Source organism: Burkholderia anthina, from assembly GCF_001547525.1.
In the GTDB taxonomy this organism is placed as follows: domain Bacteria; phylum Pseudomonadota; class Gammaproteobacteria; order Burkholderiales; family Burkholderiaceae; genus Burkholderia; species Burkholderia semiarida.
Map to the genome: position 1 here is coordinate 858,336 of NZ_CM003769.1, position 19,068 is coordinate 877,403.

The 19,068-nt window shown below is 70.2% G+C and carries 23 protein-coding genes; 14 read left to right on the forward strand and 9 right to left on the reverse strand.

All coding sequences use genetic code 11. The annotated features are described in order from the left end of the window. Positions 1 to 263 precede the first annotated feature (263 nt). Complete coding sequence (locus WS64_RS19980) at positions 264 to 1,631, forward strand: sigma-54-dependent transcriptional regulator (protein ID WP_059575013.1); 1,368 nt, start codon at positions 264 to 266, stop codon at positions 1,629 to 1,631. Between the two features lie 29 nt (positions 1,632 to 1,660). Here WS64_RS19980 and WS64_RS19985 read toward each other — a convergent pair whose 3' ends face one another. Both WS64_RS19985 and WS64_RS19990 read right to left on the reverse strand, forming a co-directional pair. Continuing rightward, on the reverse strand, positions 1,661 to 2,584 hold the full coding sequence (locus WS64_RS19985) for a glycosyltransferase family 2 protein (protein WP_060967417.1): 924 nt from the start codon (positions 2,582 to 2,584) through the stop codon (positions 1,661 to 1,663). Then, complete coding sequence (locus tag WS64_RS19990; protein WP_060967418.1) at positions 2,563 to 3,258, reverse strand: PIG-L family deacetylase; 696 nt, start codon at positions 3,256 to 3,258, stop codon at positions 2,563 to 2,565. The genes WS64_RS19985 and WS64_RS19990 overlap by 22 nt, the downstream gene beginning before the upstream one ends. A 131-nt stretch (positions 3,259 to 3,389) precedes the next feature. On the opposite strand from WS64_RS19990, the gene WS64_RS19995 reads away from it, so the two are divergent. Next, positions 3,390 to 5,696, forward strand: coding sequence for a hybrid sensor histidine kinase/response regulator (locus WS64_RS19995; protein WP_060967419.1), 2,307 nt, complete (start codon positions 3,390 to 3,392; stop codon positions 5,694 to 5,696). 31 nt (positions 5,697 to 5,727) lie between these two features. Here WS64_RS19995 and WS64_RS20000 read toward each other — a convergent pair whose 3' ends face one another. Together WS64_RS20000 and WS64_RS20005 are read right to left on the reverse strand one after the other, a co-directional pair. Further along, positions 5,728 to 6,774, reverse strand: a complete 1,047-nt coding sequence (locus tag WS64_RS20000; protein ID WP_059575017.1) for a UDP-glucuronic acid decarboxylase family protein — start codon at positions 6,772 to 6,774, stop codon at positions 5,728 to 5,730. Further along, the gene (locus tag WS64_RS20005) at positions 6,774 to 8,093 is read right to left on the reverse strand and encodes a glycosyltransferase family 4 protein (protein WP_059637146.1); all 1,320 of its coding nucleotides are present in this window, start codon (positions 8,091 to 8,093) and stop codon (positions 6,774 to 6,776) included. Before WS64_RS20005 ends, WS64_RS20000 begins: the two co-directional genes overlap by 1 nt. A gap of 244 nt (positions 8,094 to 8,337) precedes the next feature. Between WS64_RS20005 and WS64_RS20010 the strand changes: the two genes are divergently transcribed. From WS64_RS20010 to WS64_RS20040, 7 genes are all read left to right on the forward strand, one after another. Further along, positions 8,338 to 8,742: a BON domain-containing protein gene (locus WS64_RS20010; protein WP_059575206.1), complete on the forward strand. Its 405-nt coding sequence runs from the start codon at positions 8,338 to 8,340 to the stop codon at positions 8,740 to 8,742. Between the two features lie 30 nt (positions 8,743 to 8,772). Further along, positions 8,773 to 9,801 (forward strand): SDR family oxidoreductase, encoded by a 1,029-nt coding sequence (locus WS64_RS20015; RefSeq protein WP_060967420.1) that lies wholly within the window; start codon positions 8,773 to 8,775, stop codon positions 9,799 to 9,801. Positions 9,802 to 9,829: 28 nt separating this feature from the next. Continuing rightward, positions 9,830 to 10,129, forward strand: coding sequence for a DUF2795 domain-containing protein (locus tag WS64_RS20020; RefSeq protein WP_034209262.1), 300 nt, complete (start codon positions 9,830 to 9,832; stop codon positions 10,127 to 10,129). A gap of 61 nt (positions 10,130 to 10,190) precedes the next feature. Continuing rightward, positions 10,191 to 10,757, forward strand: coding sequence for a hypothetical protein (locus WS64_RS20025; protein ID WP_059575020.1), 567 nt, complete (start codon positions 10,191 to 10,193; stop codon positions 10,755 to 10,757). A 128-nt stretch (positions 10,758 to 10,885) separates the two neighbouring features. Further along, positions 10,886 to 11,743: an SDR family oxidoreductase gene (locus WS64_RS20030; protein ID WP_059575021.1), complete on the forward strand. Its 858-nt coding sequence runs from the start codon at positions 10,886 to 10,888 to the stop codon at positions 11,741 to 11,743. Between the two features lie 34 nt (positions 11,744 to 11,777). Further along, positions 11,778 to 12,392 (forward strand): DUF4142 domain-containing protein, encoded by a 615-nt coding sequence (locus WS64_RS20035; RefSeq protein WP_060967421.1) that lies wholly within the window; start codon positions 11,778 to 11,780, stop codon positions 12,390 to 12,392. 59 nt (positions 12,393 to 12,451) lie between these two features. Continuing rightward, the gene (locus WS64_RS20040; protein ID WP_059575023.1) at positions 12,452 to 13,063 is read left to right on the forward strand and encodes a DUF892 family protein; all 612 of its coding nucleotides are present in this window, start codon (positions 12,452 to 12,454) and stop codon (positions 13,061 to 13,063) included. An 86-nt stretch (positions 13,064 to 13,149) separates the two neighbouring features. Here WS64_RS20040 and WS64_RS20045 read toward each other — a convergent pair whose 3' ends face one another. Further along, on the reverse strand, positions 13,150 to 14,442 hold the full coding sequence (locus WS64_RS20045; RefSeq protein WP_060967422.1) for an Nramp family divalent metal transporter: 1,293 nt from the start codon (positions 14,440 to 14,442) through the stop codon (positions 13,150 to 13,152). After that, a complete protein-coding gene (locus tag WS64_RS20050) occupies positions 14,439 to 15,110 on the reverse strand; it encodes a UdgX family uracil-DNA binding protein (RefSeq protein WP_060967423.1) in 672 nt (223 codons plus the stop codon). The genes WS64_RS20045 and WS64_RS20050 overlap by 4 nt, the downstream gene beginning before the upstream one ends. 230 nt (positions 15,111 to 15,340) lie before the next feature. Here WS64_RS20050 and WS64_RS20055 point away from each other — a divergent pair, with 230 nt between their 5' ends. Further along, positions 15,341 to 15,820 (forward strand): response regulator, encoded by a 480-nt coding sequence (locus WS64_RS20055; RefSeq protein WP_060967424.1) that lies wholly within the window; start codon positions 15,341 to 15,343, stop codon positions 15,818 to 15,820. Positions 15,821 to 15,945: 125 nt separating this feature from the next. On the opposite strand, the gene WS64_RS20060 is transcribed toward WS64_RS20055, so the two are convergent. The 3 genes from WS64_RS20060 to WS64_RS20070 form a co-directional block, all read right to left on the reverse strand. Then, positions 15,946 to 16,422, reverse strand: a complete 477-nt coding sequence (locus tag WS64_RS20060; protein ID WP_059575026.1) for a PRC-barrel domain-containing protein — start codon at positions 16,420 to 16,422, stop codon at positions 15,946 to 15,948. A 92-nt stretch (positions 16,423 to 16,514) separates the two neighbouring features. After that, a complete protein-coding gene (locus WS64_RS20065; RefSeq protein WP_059637162.1) occupies positions 16,515 to 16,946 on the reverse strand; it encodes a CBS domain-containing protein in 432 nt (143 codons plus the stop codon). A gap of 97 nt (positions 16,947 to 17,043) precedes the next feature. Next, positions 17,044 to 17,298 carry a hypothetical protein gene (locus tag WS64_RS20070; protein WP_059637165.1) on the reverse strand — a complete coding sequence of 85 codons (255 nt, stop codon included), beginning with the start codon at positions 17,296 to 17,298 and terminating at the stop codon, positions 17,044 to 17,046. Positions 17,299 to 17,464: 166 nt separating this feature from the next. On the opposite strand from WS64_RS20070, the gene WS64_RS20075 reads away from it, so the two are divergent. The 4 genes from WS64_RS20075 to WS64_RS20090 all read left to right on the forward strand — a co-directional run bounded on the left by WS64_RS20075 (position 17,465) and on the right by WS64_RS20090 (position 18,901). Further along, on the forward strand, positions 17,465 to 17,767 hold the full coding sequence (locus WS64_RS20075; protein ID WP_059575029.1) for a hypothetical protein: 303 nt from the start codon (positions 17,465 to 17,467) through the stop codon (positions 17,765 to 17,767). Positions 17,768 to 17,984: 217 nt separating this feature from the next. Next, positions 17,985 to 18,233 carry a hypothetical protein gene (locus tag WS64_RS20080; RefSeq protein ID WP_059637853.1) on the forward strand — a complete coding sequence of 83 codons (249 nt, stop codon included), beginning with the start codon at positions 17,985 to 17,987 and terminating at the stop codon, positions 18,231 to 18,233. Continuing rightward, the gene (locus WS64_RS20085; protein WP_059637167.1) at positions 18,230 to 18,541 is read left to right on the forward strand and encodes a hypothetical protein; all 312 of its coding nucleotides are present in this window, start codon (positions 18,230 to 18,232) and stop codon (positions 18,539 to 18,541) included. Before WS64_RS20080 ends, WS64_RS20085 begins: the two co-directional genes overlap by 4 nt. Positions 18,542 to 18,586: 45 nt before the next feature. Further along, positions 18,587 to 18,901, forward strand: a complete 315-nt coding sequence (locus WS64_RS20090) for a hypothetical protein (protein WP_059637170.1) — start codon at positions 18,587 to 18,589, stop codon at positions 18,899 to 18,901. The last annotated feature ends 167 nt before the right edge of the window (positions 18,902 to 19,068 follow it).

Sequence of the window (19,068 nt, forward strand, 5' to 3'; positions counted from 1 at the left end):
TACTCAGAATACCTTTTATGCCGATTCGCCGACATTGAATCTGGCAATGCGGCTTGCATTGGCGGATAGATTTATTCGATGGGCGACGAATGCGAGACACCGTTCTTCTATACTGCTAAGCACGCGTTTTCATTGCAGGACAGCTTGTCTGCGATTCGTGTGCAGCGTGGAGGATGCCGTCGTGGGCTCTGTGACGCGCATTGCGCTGCACGTGTCGCGGCGCCGGCCGATGTACGCGCCGGCCCGCATTACAAGGAGCCTCGATGCCTTACGTCCTGATCGTCGAAGACGACGCCGATACGCGAACGATGCTCGCCACGCTCGCACGCACGCAGCAGCTCTCGTGCGATACGGCCGCGACGCTTGAAGAAGCGCGCACGCTCGTCTCGACGCATACCCCCGATCTCGTGCTGTGCGACCTCGTGCTGCCCGATGGCAACGGGATGGATCTGTTCGACGCATTGCCCAAGCGCGGGCATTGCGAAATGGTGCTGACCACCGGCCACGCGAGCCTCGAAACCGCGATCGACGCATTGCGGCGCGGCGCGAGCGACTATCTGGTGAAGCCGCTCAACATGCAGCGGCTGAACAGCATTTTCGCGCGCGTGCCGCGCACGACCGCGCTGCACGAGGAAATCGCGGAGCTGCGCTCGGAACTGCAGCGCCTCGGCCGCTTCGGCCGCATGCTCGGCAGCTCGCCCGCGATGCAGGCCGTCTACGATGCGATCGGCCGCGTCGCGCGCACCGAAGCGTCGGTGCTGCTCACCGGCGAATCGGGCACCGGCAAGGAACTCGCCGCGCAGACGGTGCACGACCTGAGCCTGCGCCGCCGCGGGCCGTTCCTCGCGGTGAACTGCGGCGCGATCGCCGCGAACCTCGTCGAGAGCGAGATGTTCGGCCACGACCGCGGCAGCTTCACCGGCGCCGAACGCCAGCACAAGGGCTTCTTCGAACGCGCCGACGGCGGCACGCTGTTTCTCGACGAAATCACCGAGATGCCGCTCGAATCGCAGGTCAAGCTGCTGCGCGTGCTGGAAACCGGGCGCGTCACGCGGCTCGGCTCGACGCGCGAGATCGACGTCGACGTGCGCATCGTCGCCGCGACGAACCGCGACCCGGAAGCCGCGATGGCGGACGGCAAGCTGCGGCCCGACCTGTTTCACCGGATCAACGTGTTCCCGATCCCGCTGCCGTCGCTGCGCGAACGCGGCGACGACATCCCGATGCTCGCCGATGCGTTCCTGCAGCGCTACAACGAGGAGAGCGGCCGCAACCTGCGCTTCTCGCCGGCCGCGCGCGAAGCGCTGAAGACCTACGAATGGCCGGGCAACGTGCGCGAGCTGCGCAACTTCGTGCAGCGCGCGAGCATCTTCACCGATGCCGACGTGATCGACACGCTGCCGCCGCCGATCATGGACGAGCTGTCGAGCATGGTCGATTCGCACGAGGATCGCGTGACGGTGCCGTTCGGCACGCCGCTCGAGGAAGTCGACCGCAAGCTGATCCTCGGCACGATCGCCCAATGCGGCGGCGTGAAGGCGCAGGCGGCCGAGGTGCTCGACGTCAGCCTGAAGACGATCTACAACCGGCTCGCGCAACTGGAAGACGAAGCGGAAAAACCCGATTCCTGATGCCGCTACGATCGCGTTCATGTTCCCGCTCATGTGCCCGTTCCGGTCTCGCGGCGCGTATCGCGCTCGAGCAGACGGCGCATGTGTTCGATCCGCGGCGGGATCGTGCGTCGTTCGCGCAGGATCCACGGCAGCCCGGCGAACGTGCGCACGATCGCACGTTCGCGGCGCAGCAGCGGCAGCATGCGCACCGTATGCAGCCACGCGGCGGCGGCCGGCCATCTGAGCCACGCGGTCCACACCGCGTTGCGGGCGGCGGTGTGCGCGCGCGTCTTCCGGTCGCGCCGCGTCGACGGATGGTGATGGACGGTCAGGCCCGGCGCATACACGAGCCAGTGGCCGGCGCGATACAGGTCGAGCGCGAGCAGCGCTTCCTCGCCGCCGAGGAAGTAGCGCGGATGGTAGCCGCCGGCGCGCACGAACGCGTCGCGCCGGAATGCGGTCGCACCGGCCAGCAGCCCGAGGATCGGGCGGCCGGGCAGCGCGACCGGCGCGTCGAGCGGGCTGTCGGCCATCAGCCGGCAGGTCGGGTCCTCGCGCTCGTCGGGGCCGACCAGCACGCGCGCGGTGACGGCCGCGACGTGCGGATACGCGTCGAGCAGATTCGCGGCTTCGGCGATCGAGCCGGGCGCCCACCACGTGTCGTCGTCGCAGAACGCGACGTGGCGCGTGCGGGCCGCGGCGACGCCGAGATTGCGGCCGGCGGCGCCGAGATTGCCGGGTGCGTGCACCAGCGCGACATGCGGGTAGCGCTCGCCGATCAGCGTGGCCGTCTCGGCGTCCGCCGCGTTGTCGACGACCACGATCGCCGGCCGGTCGGGCAGCGCGGAAAGGTGGTCGAGCGTGCGCGCGAGTTCGGCCGCGCGCCGGCAGGTCAGCACGATCGCGGTCACGCGCGGCTCGCGCGGCGGCAGCGCGACGCGCGCGGGCGTTACGCGGACGTGACGTCGCATTCGAGCCGCCAGATCGTTTCGGGTTCGCGGAGAGCGGCACGCATATGAGGCTCGAGCAGCGTGACCTGGCTGGCATAGGCGTTGACGGCGGCGGCTTTCGCGGCGGCGCCGTCCGTCCCGCTGCCGGCCGGCGCGGCGACCGGATGCGCGAGCCAGCCGTGCTCGCGCCAGCCGGCCACGCGCTCGGCCATCAGCCCGTCGATGCGGCGGTAGGGCGCGTCCTCGTAGAAGCGCCAGACGCGCGACGCATCGTCGTCGCGCAGCAGGCGCAGCATGGCTTCGTGCACCTGCAGATGATCGCGGTGGAACAGGCCGGCCGGCGCGAGCACGCCGAAGCCCGGGTGGGCGTCGATCGTCGCGGCCACGCGTGTCGCGATCGCGATCGACGTAGTCGGCATGCCGTACTGATCGTCGAGGAAGTCGAGCCATACGGGGCGGGCGTCGAGCAGCGCGAGCGCGCGGCGGTCTTCGTCGCGGCGCGCGCGCATCGCTTCGTCGGCGTGGCGAAACCCCGCGCGGCGGTCCCACGGCGGCGCGGGCGTGCCGGGTGGCGGCATCCCCGCGAAGACGGTGACGACGATCGAGCCGGGCGCGTGCGCGAGCAGTTGCCCGCAACTGAAGACGGCATCGTCGAGATGCGGCGAGACGACGAGCCAGCGTGTCGGGTCGGGCATGGCGTGAAGATCTCCATCGTGAGCGGCCGGGCCGCCGGTGCGAATCGGCCAGCATGCGGGCCAGCACGCGCCGTGCCTGCCGGCGGCATCCGCGCCGGCCGCCGCCGACTGTCCCCGCAGGAGCGTGTCCGATGACCGAAATTGCACGGCCGCAGGCCGGAAATTACGCGACCGCCGTGATGCTGGTCGCGATCGCGACTGTGCTGCAGACGCTCGCGATCCGCTTCGGCGGCGTGAATCTGCCGCTCGTGTTGTATTACCCGCTGCTCGCCGGCGCCGCGTGGGTGACGTCGTTCCTGTTCGGCATCGTGTCGACGGTGGTCAGCGGGCTGCTCGTGTGGACGCTGTTCCTGTCCGATCCGGCTGCCTATACGGCGCCGCTGCCCGACCGGCTCGTGCAGCTCGGCACGTTCATGCTGATCGGGGCGCTGGTATGCGCGGTCGCGTCGATGCTGCATCGCACGCGCGTCACGAGCGATCGGGCGCGCCGACGCGAGGCCGCCGCGCGCCGGCGGCTCGAAGCCGTGCTGCGCGCGCTGCCGCACGGCGTGATCGCGACCGATCCGACGGGGCGGCTCACCTATCTGAACGCGGCCGCGGCCGAACTCGTCGGCTGCGAGCCGGACGAGGCGATCGGGCGGCCGGTGCGCGATGTATTGCGGATCGTCGATCACGAAGGGCGCCGCGTGCAGACCACGCCGCTCGATCGCGCGCTCGGCGGGGCCGAGGCGACGTCCGACCGGCACTGGCTGCGGGCCGGCGACCACGATCCGGTGCCGATCGTCGCGGTCGCGTCGCCGATCGGCGATGCGGACGGCAACCTCGACGGCGCGGTGCTGCTGCTGCGCGATGCCGGCGCGGAGCGCGCGCGCATGGACGCATCGCGGCTCCAGCAGGCGGTCGTCGAGGCGTCGCCGGACGCGATCGTCGGGATCGACGCCGACGGCCGCATCGCGAGCTGGAACCCGGCCGCGCAGCGGATCTTCGGCTACGACGAGGCCGACGCGCGCGGCCGCCGGCTCGACACGCTGATCGCCCGGCGCTGGCTGCGGCTCAATCCGCTCGCCGACACGTTCGACGCGATGCGCGAGCCGGTCGGGCCGGTCGAACTGCTGTGCGTGCGGCGCGACGGGCGGCGATTTCGGGCGACGGTATCCGCGTGCCCGGTCCAGGGCGACGCGCGGGCCTGCGTCGCGCTGTCGCTGACGCTGCGCGAGACCGGTGCGCAGCGCCGCCGCGACCTGCGGGCGCAGCGCTCGCTGCAAGGCGCCCGCGAGGCGCTCGACCAGGCCGACACGTCGAATCGTCTGAAGGACGAGCTGCTGGCCACGGTGTCGCACGAATTGCGCACGCCGCTGAACGTGATCTACGGGTGGATCGAGGTGCTGCGCAACACGGGCGACCACGCGTTGCAGCATCAGGCGGTCGACGCGATCGACCGCAGCGCGCGCTCGCTCACGCGGATGGTCGGCGACATCCTCGACGCGTCGTCGCTCGCGACCGGCAAGCTGCGGCTCGATGCGACGCCGGTCGACGTCGTTCGGCTGTTCTCCGACCAGGTCGGCACGTTCCAGACCGCCGCGTCGTCGGCCGGCATCATGCTCGAATTCGACTGCGACGCCTCCGCGTGCATCGTGTCGGGCGACGCCGAGCGATTGCGGCAGATGCTGTCGAATCTCATCTCGAATGCGATGAAATTCACGCCGGCCGGCGGCAGCGTGACGGTCCGGCTCGCGCGCGACGATGCGCATGCGGTGCTGACCGTCACCGATACCGGGCAGGGCATCGCGACGGAGTTCGTGCCATACGTGTTCGACATGTTCCGCCGCGCGGACGATTCGCCCGCGTCGCCGCGGCGGGGGCTCGGTCTCGGCCTGTCGATCGTGCGGCACATCGCGGAGCTGCACGGCGGCCGCGTGACCGTCGCGAGCGCGGGCCGCGATCGCGGCACGACGTTTACGGTGACGCTGCCGGCCGGGTGGCAGCCGGCCGGCGCGATGGCGTGGGGCATCGTGCAGGCGAGCGGCCGCCGCGACGCGCTCACGCTCGACACGCAGCGCATCCTGATCGTCGACGACGACGCGACCACGCGCGCGAGCCTCACGGCCGCGCTGACCACGCTCGGCGCGGCCGTCGCGATCGCGTCGTCGGGACGCGAGGCGCTCGCGATGGCGGCCGACATGCGGCCGACGGTCGTGCTGTCCGATCTCGCGATGCCCGACGGCGACGGCTTCTGGCTGCTGGAAGCGTTGCGGCGCGGCGCGCTGAACGGCGACGGGGGGCCGCCCGACGTGCGCGTGCTGGCCGTCACCGCCCACGCGGGCCTCGCCGACGAACGCCGCGCGCTGGAGGCCGGCTTCGACGGCTACCTGTGCAAGCCGGTCGACGTGCGCGAACTGGCGCGCAAGATCGCGCACGTGACGAAGCGCGACGGCTGACGCGCTTCGTCCATCGGCGGTCGGCCGCCCGTCAGGTGGTCGGTGCCGGCCGGTTCTGCGTATGGACCTGCGCGAGCAGATGCGACGCGATTCGCGTGCTACGCACGAGGTCGCCGGGCGTATGGTGCGTGACCTGGCGTTGAATGAAGTACCGCGCGGTGTGCGCGAGCCCGTTCGCGAGGGTGGTCGTCGCCCGCCAGCCAAGCCGCTTCTGCGCGGCGGCGAGATTCGGCCGCCGCTGGCGCGGATCGTCGGCCGGCAGCGGTCGGAACTCGATCGGCACGGTCGCGCCGACGATCCGTACGACTTCCCGCGCGACGTCGATCATCGCGATCTCGACGTCGCTGCCGAGGTTGACCGGCTCGCTCGCGTCGCCCGCTTCGTCCATCAGCCGGATCAACGCGTCGATCATGTCGTCCACGTAGCAGAACGAGCGCGTCTGCTTGCCGTCGCCGTAGACGGTCAACGGCTGTTCCGCGAGCGCCTGCGTGACGAAGTTCGACACGACGCGCCCGTCGGCCGGATGCATGCGCGGGCCATACGTATTGAAGATCCGCGCGATCCGCACGTCGACGCCGTACTGGCGGTGATAATCCGCGAACAGCGTCTCCGCGCAGCGCTTGCCTTCGTCGTAGCACGCGCGGATGCCGGTCGGATTGACGCGGCCGCAATAGTGCTCGTCCTGCGGATGCACGTCGGGGTCGCCGTACACCTCGCTCGTCGATGCCTGCAGGATGCGCGCCTTCACGCGTTTGGCGAGGCCGAGCAGGTTGATCGCACCGTGCACGCTGGTCTTCGTCGTCTGCACGGGGTCGCGCTGGTAGTGAACGGGCGACGCCGGGCATGCGAGGTTGTAGATCTCGTCCACTTCGACGTAGAGCGGAAACGTCACGTCGTGCCGCATCAGCTCGAAGTTCGGCGCATCGAGCAGGTGCGCGATGTTGTCCTTCGTGCCCGTGTAGAAATTGTCGACGCACAGCACGTCGTGGCCCTCCGTCACGAGGCGCTCGCACAGATGCGAACCGAGAAAGCCGGCGCCGCCGGTGACGAGGACGCGTTTTCGATCGTAGCCCTTCATTACGTATTCTCCTTGCGGTGTGCGAGCACGCCTTGCGTGGTGCCGACCGGCGTGCGCCGGCCGGTGGCCGCCGACGTGCCGGCGCGCTGCGCGCGGGCGACGTCGCGGTAGATGTCGACGAGCCGGTCGGCGACGCCTTGCCAGGTGTAGAAGCGGTGCGCGCGCAGGTAGCCGGCGCGGCCGAGCGCCGCGCACAGGTCCGGTTGCGCGCGCAGTTGCACGAGGCGCGCGGCCAGCGCGGCCGGGTCGCGAGGCGGCACGAGATAGCCGGTGGCGCCGTCGTCGACGGTCGTGCGGATGCCGCCGACGTCGCTGCCGATCACCGGCGTCGCGCACGCCATCGCCTCGACCGGCGTGATGCCGAACGGCTCGTACCACGGCGTCGTCACGAACACGTCGGCCGCGCTGTAGTACAGGTGCAGCGCGTCGCGATCGCGCCGGCCGACGAAGGTCACGCGGTTCGCGATGCCGAGTGCGTGCGCGAGGGCGGCGAGCCGCGCGAGTTCCGGGTCGCGCGCGGGGTCGGGCGTGGGCTGGCTGCCGCCGACCACGTACAGGTGCGTCGGCCGTTGCGGATCGCGCGGCATGCGCGCGAGCGCGTCGATCACGGTATCGATGCCCTTGCGCGGCACGAGGCGGCCCAGTTGCAGTATGACGAATGCGTCCTGCGGCCAACCCAGGCGTGCGCGCGCATCGACGCGCGGCACCGGCCGGAATTCCCGCGCGTCGAAGCCGCACGGCACGATCTCGATACGTGCGGTGTCGGCGCGATAGTGCGTCGTCAGGTCGAGCGCGTCCTGCGGGCATTCGGCGATCAGGCGGTCCGAGCGGCGCGCGAGCGTGTCCTCGATCGCGAAGCGCGCGTCGGGGAAGCCGTCGGCCGTGCCCTGGTGCAGCCGCCGCACGCGGCCGAGCGCATGGAACGTCATGACGAGCGGGATGCCGAGCGCTTTTTTCACGCGCAGCGCGGCGTCGCCGGACATGAAGAAGTTCGCGTGCATCACGTCGACGGGGTCGGGCTCGCGCCGCATGCGCGCGATCATGTACTGCGCGAACGCGCCCATGTACGGCAGCAGCCGCTCCTTGGGCACGTCGGTCGGCGGCCCCGCCGGCACGTGGATCACGCGCATGCGCGGGCCGATCGGCACGACTTCCGGCAAGTGCGGATTGTCGCAGCGCGTGTAGACGTCGACGTCGAGGCCGCGCTCCGCGAGCTGCTTCGCGACGTTCGCGACATAGATGTTCTGGCCGCCGGCATCGACGCCGCCGATCACCCCCAGCGGCGATGCATGTTCACTGATCAACGCGATTCTTTGCATGGTCTTGCTCCCGATATCGGGGCCGCGCACACGGGCCGCCGTTACCCGTCGCTCGGCAATCGGCATGCCCGCTGCATTGCGGGGAAAACCGCTTCCCCGTGTGCCGAAAAAATTACAACGCGTTGGATGAAAGGGCGTCTGATCGCGCTGGCGTGCATGCATGCGGCGCACGCGGCGCGGCACGCGACTTGCGCGGCTCCCGTTCACCTGCCGGCGCGTCCGGCTTGACGAAAAGGAGGTCACGATGAAGGTATCCCCGCTACCAGCCCGCTCTCCGCGAATCCGCCGTCAACGCGCGCTGCGCACCGGCATGGCGGTCGCGATCGCCGCGGCCACCGCGTGCATGGTCGTCGCACCGAACGCGGTCGCCGCCGGCGACGACGGCGCTGCATCGTCGTCGACGTCGTCGTCGCGTTCGAGCACCGGCACGAAAATCCGCGACGCGACGATCACGACCAAGGCGAAGGCCGAGCTCGTCGGCACGAGCGGCCTGTCGGCCGGCGACATCCACGTGAAGACCCGGCACGGCACCGTGACGCTCACCGGCAGCGTGCCCGACGAGCAGCAGCGCACGCAGGCCGTCGGCGTCGTGAAGCAGGTCGACGGCGTGCAGGACGTGCGCGACCAGTTGACCATCCGGCCCAAATAACCGCGCGTCGACCGTCACAGGAGTCCAGCGATGAACTGCATGCTCAAACCGGTCGGCGAACAGACGATCGTGATTACCGGCGCGACGAGCGGCATCGGTCTCGTCACCGCGCGCAAGGCGGCGCGGCGGGGCGCGAAGCTCGTGCTGTTCGCACGCAACGAGGACGCGCTGAACACGCTGTGCGAGGAAATTCGCCAGCACGGCGGCCTCGCGGTGTCGGTCGCCGGCGACGTCGGCAACATCGAGGATCTGCAGCGCGCGGCCGCGACGGCGGCCGATACGTACGGCGGCTTCGACACCTGGGTGAACAATGCCGGTGTGTCGATCTTCGGGACGGCGGCCCAGGTGCCGCTCGAGGATCAGCGCCGGCTGTTCGACACCAACTACTGGGGTGTCGTGCACGGCTCGCTCGTCGCGGCCGACCATTTCCGGCGCAAGAGCGATTTCCACGGCGGCGCGATCATCAACATGGGCAGCGAGGCATCCGACGCGCCGGTGCCGCTGCAAAGCGCGTACGTCGCATCGAAGCACGCGGTGAAGGGCTTCACCGATTCGCTGCGACTCGAGATGGAGGCCGACCACCTGCCGGTTTCCGTCACGCTGATCAAGCCGGCCGCGATCGACACGATGTTCGTGATGCACGCGAAGAACTACATGAACGTCGAGGCAAAGCTGCCGCCGCCGATCTACGACCCCGACCTGGTGGCCGACGCGATCCTGTTCGCGGCCGCGCATCCGCGTCGCACGCTGTTCGTCGGCGGCGCCGCGAAGTTCACGTCGGCGAGCGCGTACCACGCGCCGCGCCTGTTCGATCGCGTCGCGGCCACGCTGTTCTCGCGCGGCCAGCGCACGGTGCGGCCCGCGCGGCCGCGCGACGACAACGCGCTGTACGACTCGCGCCATGCGCTGCACGAGCGCGAAGGCATGGAAGGCCCCGTGCTGCGCAGCTGTGCGTACAACACGGTGGTGCAGCGGCCGAAGGTTGCCGGCGCGGTCGCGCTCGGCGCGGCGGCGCTGATGTTTGCCGCGTTCGCGCGCGCACGCCGTCCGTCCGCGTGATTTTCGTTCATTTTCCAAGGAGGCTTTCATGACATCCCGACAACATACGGGCCACGAATACAGCCACTCGCGTGCGCACGAAGGCGAGCGCACGCAGCAGGACCACGACAAGGGCGGCCATCAGACGGGCCACGGCAAGCCGCCGAGCCCGGTCGACGTGCAGAAGGCGCTCAAGGGCATGGACTACCCGGCGAGCAAGTCGGACGTCGTGCAGTGCGCGGAACGCGCGCATGCGGACCGCGAGGTGCTCGACATGCTGCGCAAGATCCCGGAGCGCGAGTACGACACGCCCGCATCGGTATCGAAGGAACTCGGGCGGCTGATGTAAGTGCCGTCCCGTCGCGCCGCGTGCGCGAGCGCGCGGCGCACCCATCACGAGGAGCACGACCATGGCGATGATCGTCGCAGGCCGTTTCACGACGTTCGATGAAGCGGAAGGTGGGGCGCGTCACCTCTACGAGCGCGCGTTCGGGCCCGACGACGTGTCGATCTTCTTCCTGAACCCCGGCGGCCAGCACGCGCGCTTCCCGATCGGCGGCGACGTGTATGCCGACACGGCGGCGAAACCGGGCGGGCGCGGCGCGATGATCGGCGCGATTCGCGGGCTGCTGATCGGCGTCGTCGCCGGATTGATCGTGTATGCGGTCGGCCTGCGCTACTGGTTCGTGCCGGCCGCCGGCGCGCTGGCCGGCGCCTATCTCGGCGCATTCGGCGGCGCGCTCGGCCGGATGCGCGGCGAGCAGGCCGAAGGCAAGGGCACGCTCGCGCAGAGCGAAACCGGCGTGATCCTCGCCGCGCGCGTGACGCCCGACACCGCGACGGCCGCCGAAGACGTGCTGCGCGCGACCGGCGCGAAGTCGATCGAGCGCGTCGAGGGCGACTGGCAGAACGGCGAATGGCGCGATTTCGATCCGGTCCGCCGGCCCGACGAAGCGCCATCCGACGTGCCGCGCTGAATACGCCCTTTTTTCCAAGCGCTTGCAAAGCACACCGTCGAAACCCGGCCGGCGCGCGCGGGCCGGCGTGCGCCGCGCGTGGCACGCCGCTTGCGCAGCATCGACGGCATTCGTTCAAGGAGGAACACATGACCACCGCACAGACTCCACCGCCGCAGAAACAGTCGCATCAGCCGGGCACCGAGCGCGACATGCACCCGAAGCCGCGCGACGAGGCGGCCGACTACGTCGGCAGCGGCAAGCTCGCCGGCAAGGTCGCGCTGGTGACGGGCGGCGACAGCGGGATCGGCCGCGCCGTGGCGATCGGTTTCGCGAAGGAGGGCGCGGACGTCGCGATCGTCTACCTGAAGGAATCCGACGATGCCGCGCACACGAAGAAGCTGATCGAGCAGGCCGGACGGCGTTGCGAGGCGATCGCATGCGACGTCGGCGATCGCCGGCAGGCGCGCGACGCGGTGGCGCGCACGGTCGAGCGGCTCGGCCGGCTCGACGTGCTCGTCAACAACGCAGGCGAGCAGCATCCGCAGCCGGGCATCGAGGACGTGTCCGAGGAGCAGCTCGAACGCACGTTCCGCACGAACGTGTACGGCATGTTCTTCTGCACGCAGGCGGCGCTGCCGCACATGAAGCAGGGCGGCCGCATCGTCAACACGGCGTCGGTCACCGCGTATCACGGCAGTCCGAAGCTGCCCGACTACTCGGCGACCAAGGGCGCGATCGTCGCGTTCACGCGCTCGCTGTCGATCGAACTGGCCGAGCGCGACATCCGCGTGAACGCGGTCGCGCCGGGGCCGATCTGGACGCCGCTGATTCCGTCGACGTTCACGCCCGAGCAGGTCGAGAAATTCGGCTCGAACGTGCCGCTCAAGCGGCCGGGCCAGCCGGACGAACTGATCGGCTGCTACGTGCTGCTCGCCTCGGAAGGCGCGAGCTACATGACCGGGCAGACGCTGCACCCGAACGGCGGCTCGATCGTCGGCGGTTGATGGCCGTTTCCACGCAAGTACCAGGAGAAAGCAGATGAGACAACCCAACTGGACGATCGCGGCGCTCGCCGCCGGCGTGCTCGCGGTGTCGGCGCTCGCCCGCGCGCAGATGCCGAGCGAGCCGCCCGCGTCGAATTCGCATGTGCCGGGCGGCGTGATCAATCCGTCGTCGGGCGCGGGCGCCGCGGGCGACCCCGGCATCGCGAAGGCGCCGAAGGGCGCCGACGCGGAATTCGTCGACAAGGCCGCGATGGCCGGCAAGGCGGAAGTGCAGGCCAGCCAGCTCGCGCTGAAGCAGGCGCAGTCGGCCGACGTGCGGGCGTTCGCGAAACGGATGGTCGCGGACCATGGCAAGGCGAACGCGAAGCTCAGTGAGATCGCCGCGCGCAAGGGCATGAAGCCGCAGGTCGACACGATCTCGGACCCCGACGTGGAGGCGCTGCGCGGCAAGCGCGGGCACGACTTCGACACCGCGTATCTCGCGGCGGCCGGCCCCGATGCGCACAGGAAGGCGGTCGCGTTGTTCGAAGACGAAGCGCGCGACGGCAAGGACGCGCAACTGCGCGCGTTCGCGAAATCCACGCTGCCGACGCTCAAGCATCACCTGAGCATGGCGGAAACGGTCGCACGCAAGGTGGGCGCGCAATAACGCGCGCCCGGTTCCACCCCTGGGCCGCACGTGCGGCCCGCTTTTTCGGAGAAGCAGTCATGGCCCAACGGCAATCGAAGCACGAAGGTATCCTCGAACTGCTCTGCCAGGCATACGAGACCGAGCTTGGCGGCGCGCAGATCTACGAGGCCGCGCTCCAGTGCGCGACCGACGAGGACCTGCACAAGGAATGGGAGAAGTACCATCGGGAGACGCTGCATCACCAGGAGGTGCTGCGCAAGGTATTCGAAACGCTCGGCCTCGACCCGGATACGCAGTCGCCGGGGCGCGCCGCGGTGGCGGCGACCGGCAAGTCGCTGGTGCAGGTGATCGAGCAGGCGAAGAAGCAGGCCGACCCGGCGGTCGCGCAGGTCGTCGCGGCCGAATGCGTGGTGCTGGCCGAAACCAAGGACCACCTGAACTGGGAGCTGATCGGCTACGCGGCCGATCAACTGCCCGACAGTAACGCCGCGAAGGTGTTGAAGGCCGCGCACGATGAAGTCGAGGCCGACGAGGATCATCACCTGTATCACACGCGTGGCTGGGCGCGCGAGATGTGGATCGAGTCGATGGGCTTCAAGGCGGTGCTCCCGCCGCCGGAGGAAGTGAAGAAGGTGGAGTCCGCCGCCGATGCGGCGCGTGCCGAGCGCTCGCGCGGCAAGATGATGTAATGTCGCGGGCCAAGCGGGCGGCGCGGCCGCCCGCTTGCTGGTTGAGAAGGTTGCGCACGCAACCTCGTTCATCTCCGTTCCATCGATCACGTCAGCAGATCGACGATCATCGTCGCCACCGCCGCCGCCATCAGCACGACCGCCAGCCAGCCGAACAGTTTCGACACCGGCCCGCTGCCGGGCTGGCCGGCCGCATCGCGCTTGCGCGACAGCAGCATCACCAGCACGAGCATCGGCACCGCCGCGATGCCGTTGAGCACCGCGCTCCAGTACAACGCGCGGATCGGGTCGATCGGGCCGAAGCAGATCGCGATGCCGACGATCACGCACAGCGCCAGCACGGTGTAGAACGCGGGCGCGCGCTTCACGGGCTCGTTCAGCCCTTCGCGGAACCGCCACGCTTCCGCGCACCCGTAGGCAGCGCTGCCCGCGAACGCGGGAATCGCGAGCAGCCCGCAGCCGACGATGCCGAACGCGAATACGAGAAACGCGGCTTCGCCGGCGATCGGCCGCAACGCCTCCGCGGCCTGCGCGGTGCTGCCGATGTCGTGCCGGCCGCGCGCGAAGAAGACGGCCGAGCCGATCACCATGATGCAGAACGACACCGCGTTGGTGACGATCATGCCGGTCCACGTGTCGAACGTAATGCGCCGCTCGGTCTCGCGGCGCGTGCTGCGCTCGCCGTCCTGTTGCTCGGCCGTGGTTTCCTCGACTTCGAGCGCGGCTTGCCACACGAACAGGTACGGGCTCAGCGTCGTGCCGAGCACGGCGACCGCGGTGGTCGCATACGCATGCGTGAATGCGATCTGCGGCAGCACGATCGCATGCAGCAGGCCGGCCCAGTCGATATGCACGAAGCCGAGTTCGAGCACGTACGCGATCAGGCCGAGCGTCATCCACTTCAGCCAGCGCGCGTAGCGTTCGTACGACAGCAGCACCTGCAACGCGAGCGACGCGATCCCGTAGAGCGGCGCATACCAGTAGCTGCGGCCGCCGACGACGAGCGCCGTCGCATCGCCCATCGCCGCGAGATCCGCGCCGACGTTCACGACGTTGACGATCACGACCATCACGATCAGCGTCTTCGCGACTCGATCGGAAAAGTGCTCGCGGATGCCGGCCACGAGCCCTTCGCGATTGCGCCGGCCGATGAATGCCGACGCGAGCTGCACCGCGACCATCATCGGCAGCGTGACAATGATCATCCACAGCATGTTGAAACCGAACTGGCTGCCGGCCTGCGCGTAGACGGCGACGTTGCTCGGATCGGCGTCCGACGCGCCCGCGAGCAGGCCGGGGCCGAGCCGCCTATACCACGGCTTCGCGGCGGGCGGCGGCGCTTCGGCCGCCGGCCGCGCGTCTTCGTCGAGTCCGCTCATCCGGCGTCCCCATGCGACGGGCGTCCGCCGCCGTGGCGCCGCTCGCGCGCGAGGCGCGACGCCGTGCGCAATGCGTCGACCAGCGTGCGGTAGGCGTGTTCGCGGGAATCGGCGCCGCGCGTGCGCAGCACGTACGACGGATGATAGGTCGCGACGACGAGCCGGCCGTCCTCGGTGCGCACCGGCGCGCGCGTGCGCTCGAGCGTCGCGTCGTTGTCCTGCAGCACCGCGCGCAGCGCCGTCGCGCCGAGCGCGACCACCACGCGCGGCTGTACGGCTTCGAGCTCGCGCTCGAGCCAGTAGTGGCACGCGGCCACTTCGCGCTGCGCGGGCGTCTTGTGCAGCCGCCGCTTGCCGCGCGGCTCCCATTTGAAGTGCTTGACCGCATTCGTCAGGTAGACGTGCGAGCGTTCGATCCCGGCTTCGTCCAGTGCGCGATCGAGCATGCGGCCGGCCGCGCCGACGAACGGCAGGCCCGCGCGGTCCTCCTGGTCGCCCGGCTGCTCGCCGACCAGCATGATCGGCGCGTCGACGGGCCCGGCGCCCGGCACCGGCTGCGTCGCGTGCTCCCACAGCGTGCAGCGGCGGCACGCGTCGAGCGTGGCCGGCGCATCGTCGTCGGTCGGCGGCGGCGTGGATGCCGGGCGCGCGGGCGGTTTGCGCGTCATACGGCGCCCCCGGCCCCGGGCGGGCGAGCGGCGCGCCGCGGTTGCACGGAACATGCCGGCGCGCGTGCTGCCGCACGGGCGGAGGGAAGAGCGGGCGCGGGAAGCCGCATCGTGCGCATGAAAGACTCCTGTGTCGGCGATGCGAAAGAGACAGCAACCGGCATGCCGCACTCGGTCGATATGGGCGCGCGCCTTGCTTGGCAAACCGGTCCAACGACAGGAGAAGCACGATGCAACCCGACCCCGGCGACGATCCGGCCGCCGACGACGTGCTGCTGTGGCGCGCGCCCGACAGCGTGCCACGCCGCCCGCGGCGCGTGCTCGTCGTCGACGACTATCGCGAAGCGGCCGATGCGCTGCGCCTGCTGCTGGAGGCGCGCGGCTTCGAGTGCCGGGTTGCCGACGATCCGTTCGCGGTGTGCGACGTCGCGCGCGACTGGCAGCCGTTCGCGGTCGTGCTCGACATCGCGATGCCGGGCCTCGACGGGCTGCAACTCGCGGCGCGACTGCGCGGCGATCCGCAAACGGCCGACATGCTGCTGGTGGCGTGCAGCGGGCTCGCGTCGCGGCGGGATCAGGAACAGGCGAAGGAAGCCGGCTTCGACGCGCATTGCGCGAAGCCGCTGACGCCGCACCGGCTGCTGGGCTACCTCGAATCGGCGAGCGGCGGTGCCGCGAAGCCGGACGGGGACGTTACACGCTCCTTGTAAAAAGGCTGGCGGCGCGTGGGGTGCGGCACCTGCCGGCACGGCGCGGCGGACAAAAAAACGCCCCGCGCGGAGCGGGGCGTGTCGCATCAAAGGCGCCGGCGCTGCGGCGCCACGTCGTGGCGCGCTCAGTGGCGGCCGCGCGGATCGTTCAGGTCCTCGGTCGGGTCGGTGAGCCCGAGCTCGTCGCCGGCACTCCAGTACGGCGTGCTGCCGTAGAACTCGTGCAGCGGCTCGGCCCATTGCGGATCGGCCATCGCCGGCCAATGGTCCTTGTCGAACCCCGGCGCGTTGCGAATCCGCTCGGACGACACCGACAACAGGAAGCACTTGCGCTCGGTGTCGAGCGTCAGCGCGCTCCACGGAATGGCGTGCAGCTTGTCGCCGATGCCGAGGATGCCGCCGCTCGACAGCACCGCATACGCGATGCGGCCGGAACGCACGTCGAGCATGATGTCCTTGATCTTGCCGACGTCGTCGCCGTCGGTCGTATAGACCTTGTCGCCTTCCAGCGTATCGGCCGCCATCACGTCGGGGCCGGGGCCGGCCGCCGTCGCGGCGCCCTTGCCGATGATGCGGGTCTGACCTTGATTGGAAGTCTGCATGGTTTCCTCCAGGCTGCGTGGGGCGCGACCGTGCCCGGGAGCGGGCCCTGCGGGTCGCGCGGGGTGGGCAGGGCGAAGCGGGAATCGCTTCGTCACGTCTGCTTCGGTTGCGACACGCCTTCGAGCGTGTTCGCCACGTCGTCGCGCTCGGGGCTGGCCGTGCGCGTCGCGATGTCGGCGAGCGACAGCATGCCGACCAGTCGCTTGTCGTGATCGACGACGGGCAGCCGGCGCAGTTGCGCGTCGGCCATGTAGTGCTGGATCTCGTCGAGCGAATCGTCGTCGAAGCACCATTCGATCGGGCCGGACGCGACCTCGTGGATTCGCGTCTCCGGCGGCTTGCCAGCCGAGATCGCGCGCACCGCGAGATCTCGGTCCGTCACCATCCCGACCAGCCGGTTGTTGTCGCACACGGGCAGCGCGCCGATGTCGTAGCGCTCCATCAATTGGGCGGCGTGACGGATCGAGTCGGTCGGCGAGATCCGCACGACGTCCTGCGACATGATTTCGTGGACGCGATGCATGCAATTCTCCTTGCGGGTAGGTGTAGCAATGTGTAGCAATGGGCCGATGCGGCCGCTGCGGTTCAGCAAAGCACATGCCGTGCGCGCGGCCGCCGCGTCACGCGTCGCCGCGGTCGCGTTTGTCCTGCCACGGCCCGTCGTCGTGCGTGCCGGGCGGCGTGTCGGGCTCGATGCGCGTGACGCCGCCCGTCGCGGGCGCGTCGCTCGCCGGAAACGTGTCCTCGAGCTGCTTGTCGATATGACGTTCGGAATGGCGCGTGCGCGTGCGGTCCTGATCCTTCAGCGGCGGTTGCGGATCGGGCTGCCGCTCGTGCGCCGGTGCGTTCTGGCCGGGCCGGGTCGGATCCTTCATGGCGGTGCTCCGTATCGGTGACGATGATGCGCCTGTGCCGCAACCGGCGTTCCCGGTTCGCCCCCCGGCACGCGACTTGCCGCAGCGGCGCAGACGACCATGACGACGATGACGACGCAGGCGCGACGGCGTGTCTGCTGCGCACACATCAAGCGGAGGCACGACGATGATTCCGAAACGACGACCAGGCGTGCGCTATGAGATCAACGTATGCGGGGGCGGATTCGATTCGGTGAAAAGCCATTTCGATACGTGGAAGCGCGAGCCGCTGATCTACCGGCCCGAGCGCCGGATGTTCGAAGGCAAGGCCGACGTGCGGCCGCTCGGCGACGAGACGTTCGGCGCGACCGAGCCCGCACGCTTCGCGCTGCAGCGGGCGTGCGAGCCGTCGGATCCGTATGCGCTCGCCGCGCGCGTGCGGGACGACGGCCGCGAGCTGTGGCTGGTGATGGCCGCCTATGACGCGTAGCGGCGCGCTTGCAAGATTTTCAGCGAACGGTGTAGCGAAGGCATGGCGCTTCGCGCGGCACCGCGCGGCTGCGTATCCGCCTGCGTATCGATTCCCGCGCGGTCCCCGTGCGATCTCCGTGTGCGGGCGGCCCGGCCGCACGGCATGCGGTTTGCGAATCCTCGCCATGAGGCTGTCGCGCCGACCCCGGCTGAATGCCGCAACGATGGAATTGCCGATGAAACACGAACCCGCGCAGTGGCTGCAACGGCCCGAACCGCCGCTTCCCGACGTCGAGCCGGACCCGGAGCCGCCCGACCCCGATGACGTGCCGCCGGACATGCCCGAGCCGTACCGGCAGCCGGAGGGCGATCCGCCCGGGCATGCGCCGCCGGAACGCGATCCGCCGTCGCGCGAGCCGCCGGTGCGGGCGCCGCCGGTGAGCGCGGCGCCGCGAACGAGACCGGAAAGGGAGGGCCTGCGATGAGCATCCGCGTGAAACCCGGCTTGCTGCGCGACATCGCCGAAACGCTGGGCCGGCATTTCGAGGCGCGCGCGATCCCGTTCCATGTCGAGGAGCAACCGGCCGGCGCATTGCATATCGGCTTTCGCGTCGACGGCCGTCCGGCGTCGCTGACCGTGACGTTCGACGGCGATGCATTCGCCGCGCTCGAACGGGCCGACGTCGGCCGGCAACGCGGCTCGCTCACGCGCGTCGCGGCCGAATTCGACACGATGATGGCGCGCCGCGCACCGACCGCGTACGCGGGCGATTTCCATTTCAACCGGCTCTGAGCCGCGCTGCCACGGCGCGGCCCGCAGCCATGGGAGGAGCATTCGATGAACACGATCCAGACGATCCGCATGGGCGCGTGCGCGGTGGCCGCCGCGTGCGCGCTGGGCGCATGCACGCAACCGGTCGGCGGCCCGTACGGCACGCATGCGGCGCCGCCCGCGCCGCCCGACGGCCGCGGCGCGCAATCGACCACGACGATGCCGGACGCGAACACGCGCTACGACACGCGTCCGTCGCCGGGCAACACGATGCCGCCGGGCGCGACCGTCGGCCAACCGGTCGACGCACCGCCGCCCGGCCCGAACGGCACGCAGGGCGATCGGCCGCTACCGGGCACGCCGCCGCCGATGCAGTACTGACAGGACGTTGCGGTGTGGCGCCGCGCCACGGCATGCCGCACCGCGATGCGGCCGGGGCAACGCGATGGCGAATCCGCACGCGCATCCGGCGCCATCTGCCCGGCTCGTCGAGCGCTTTACTCGACCGGTCGGAGGGCGACCGCATCGATGCGAAAGAGGACGGGCAG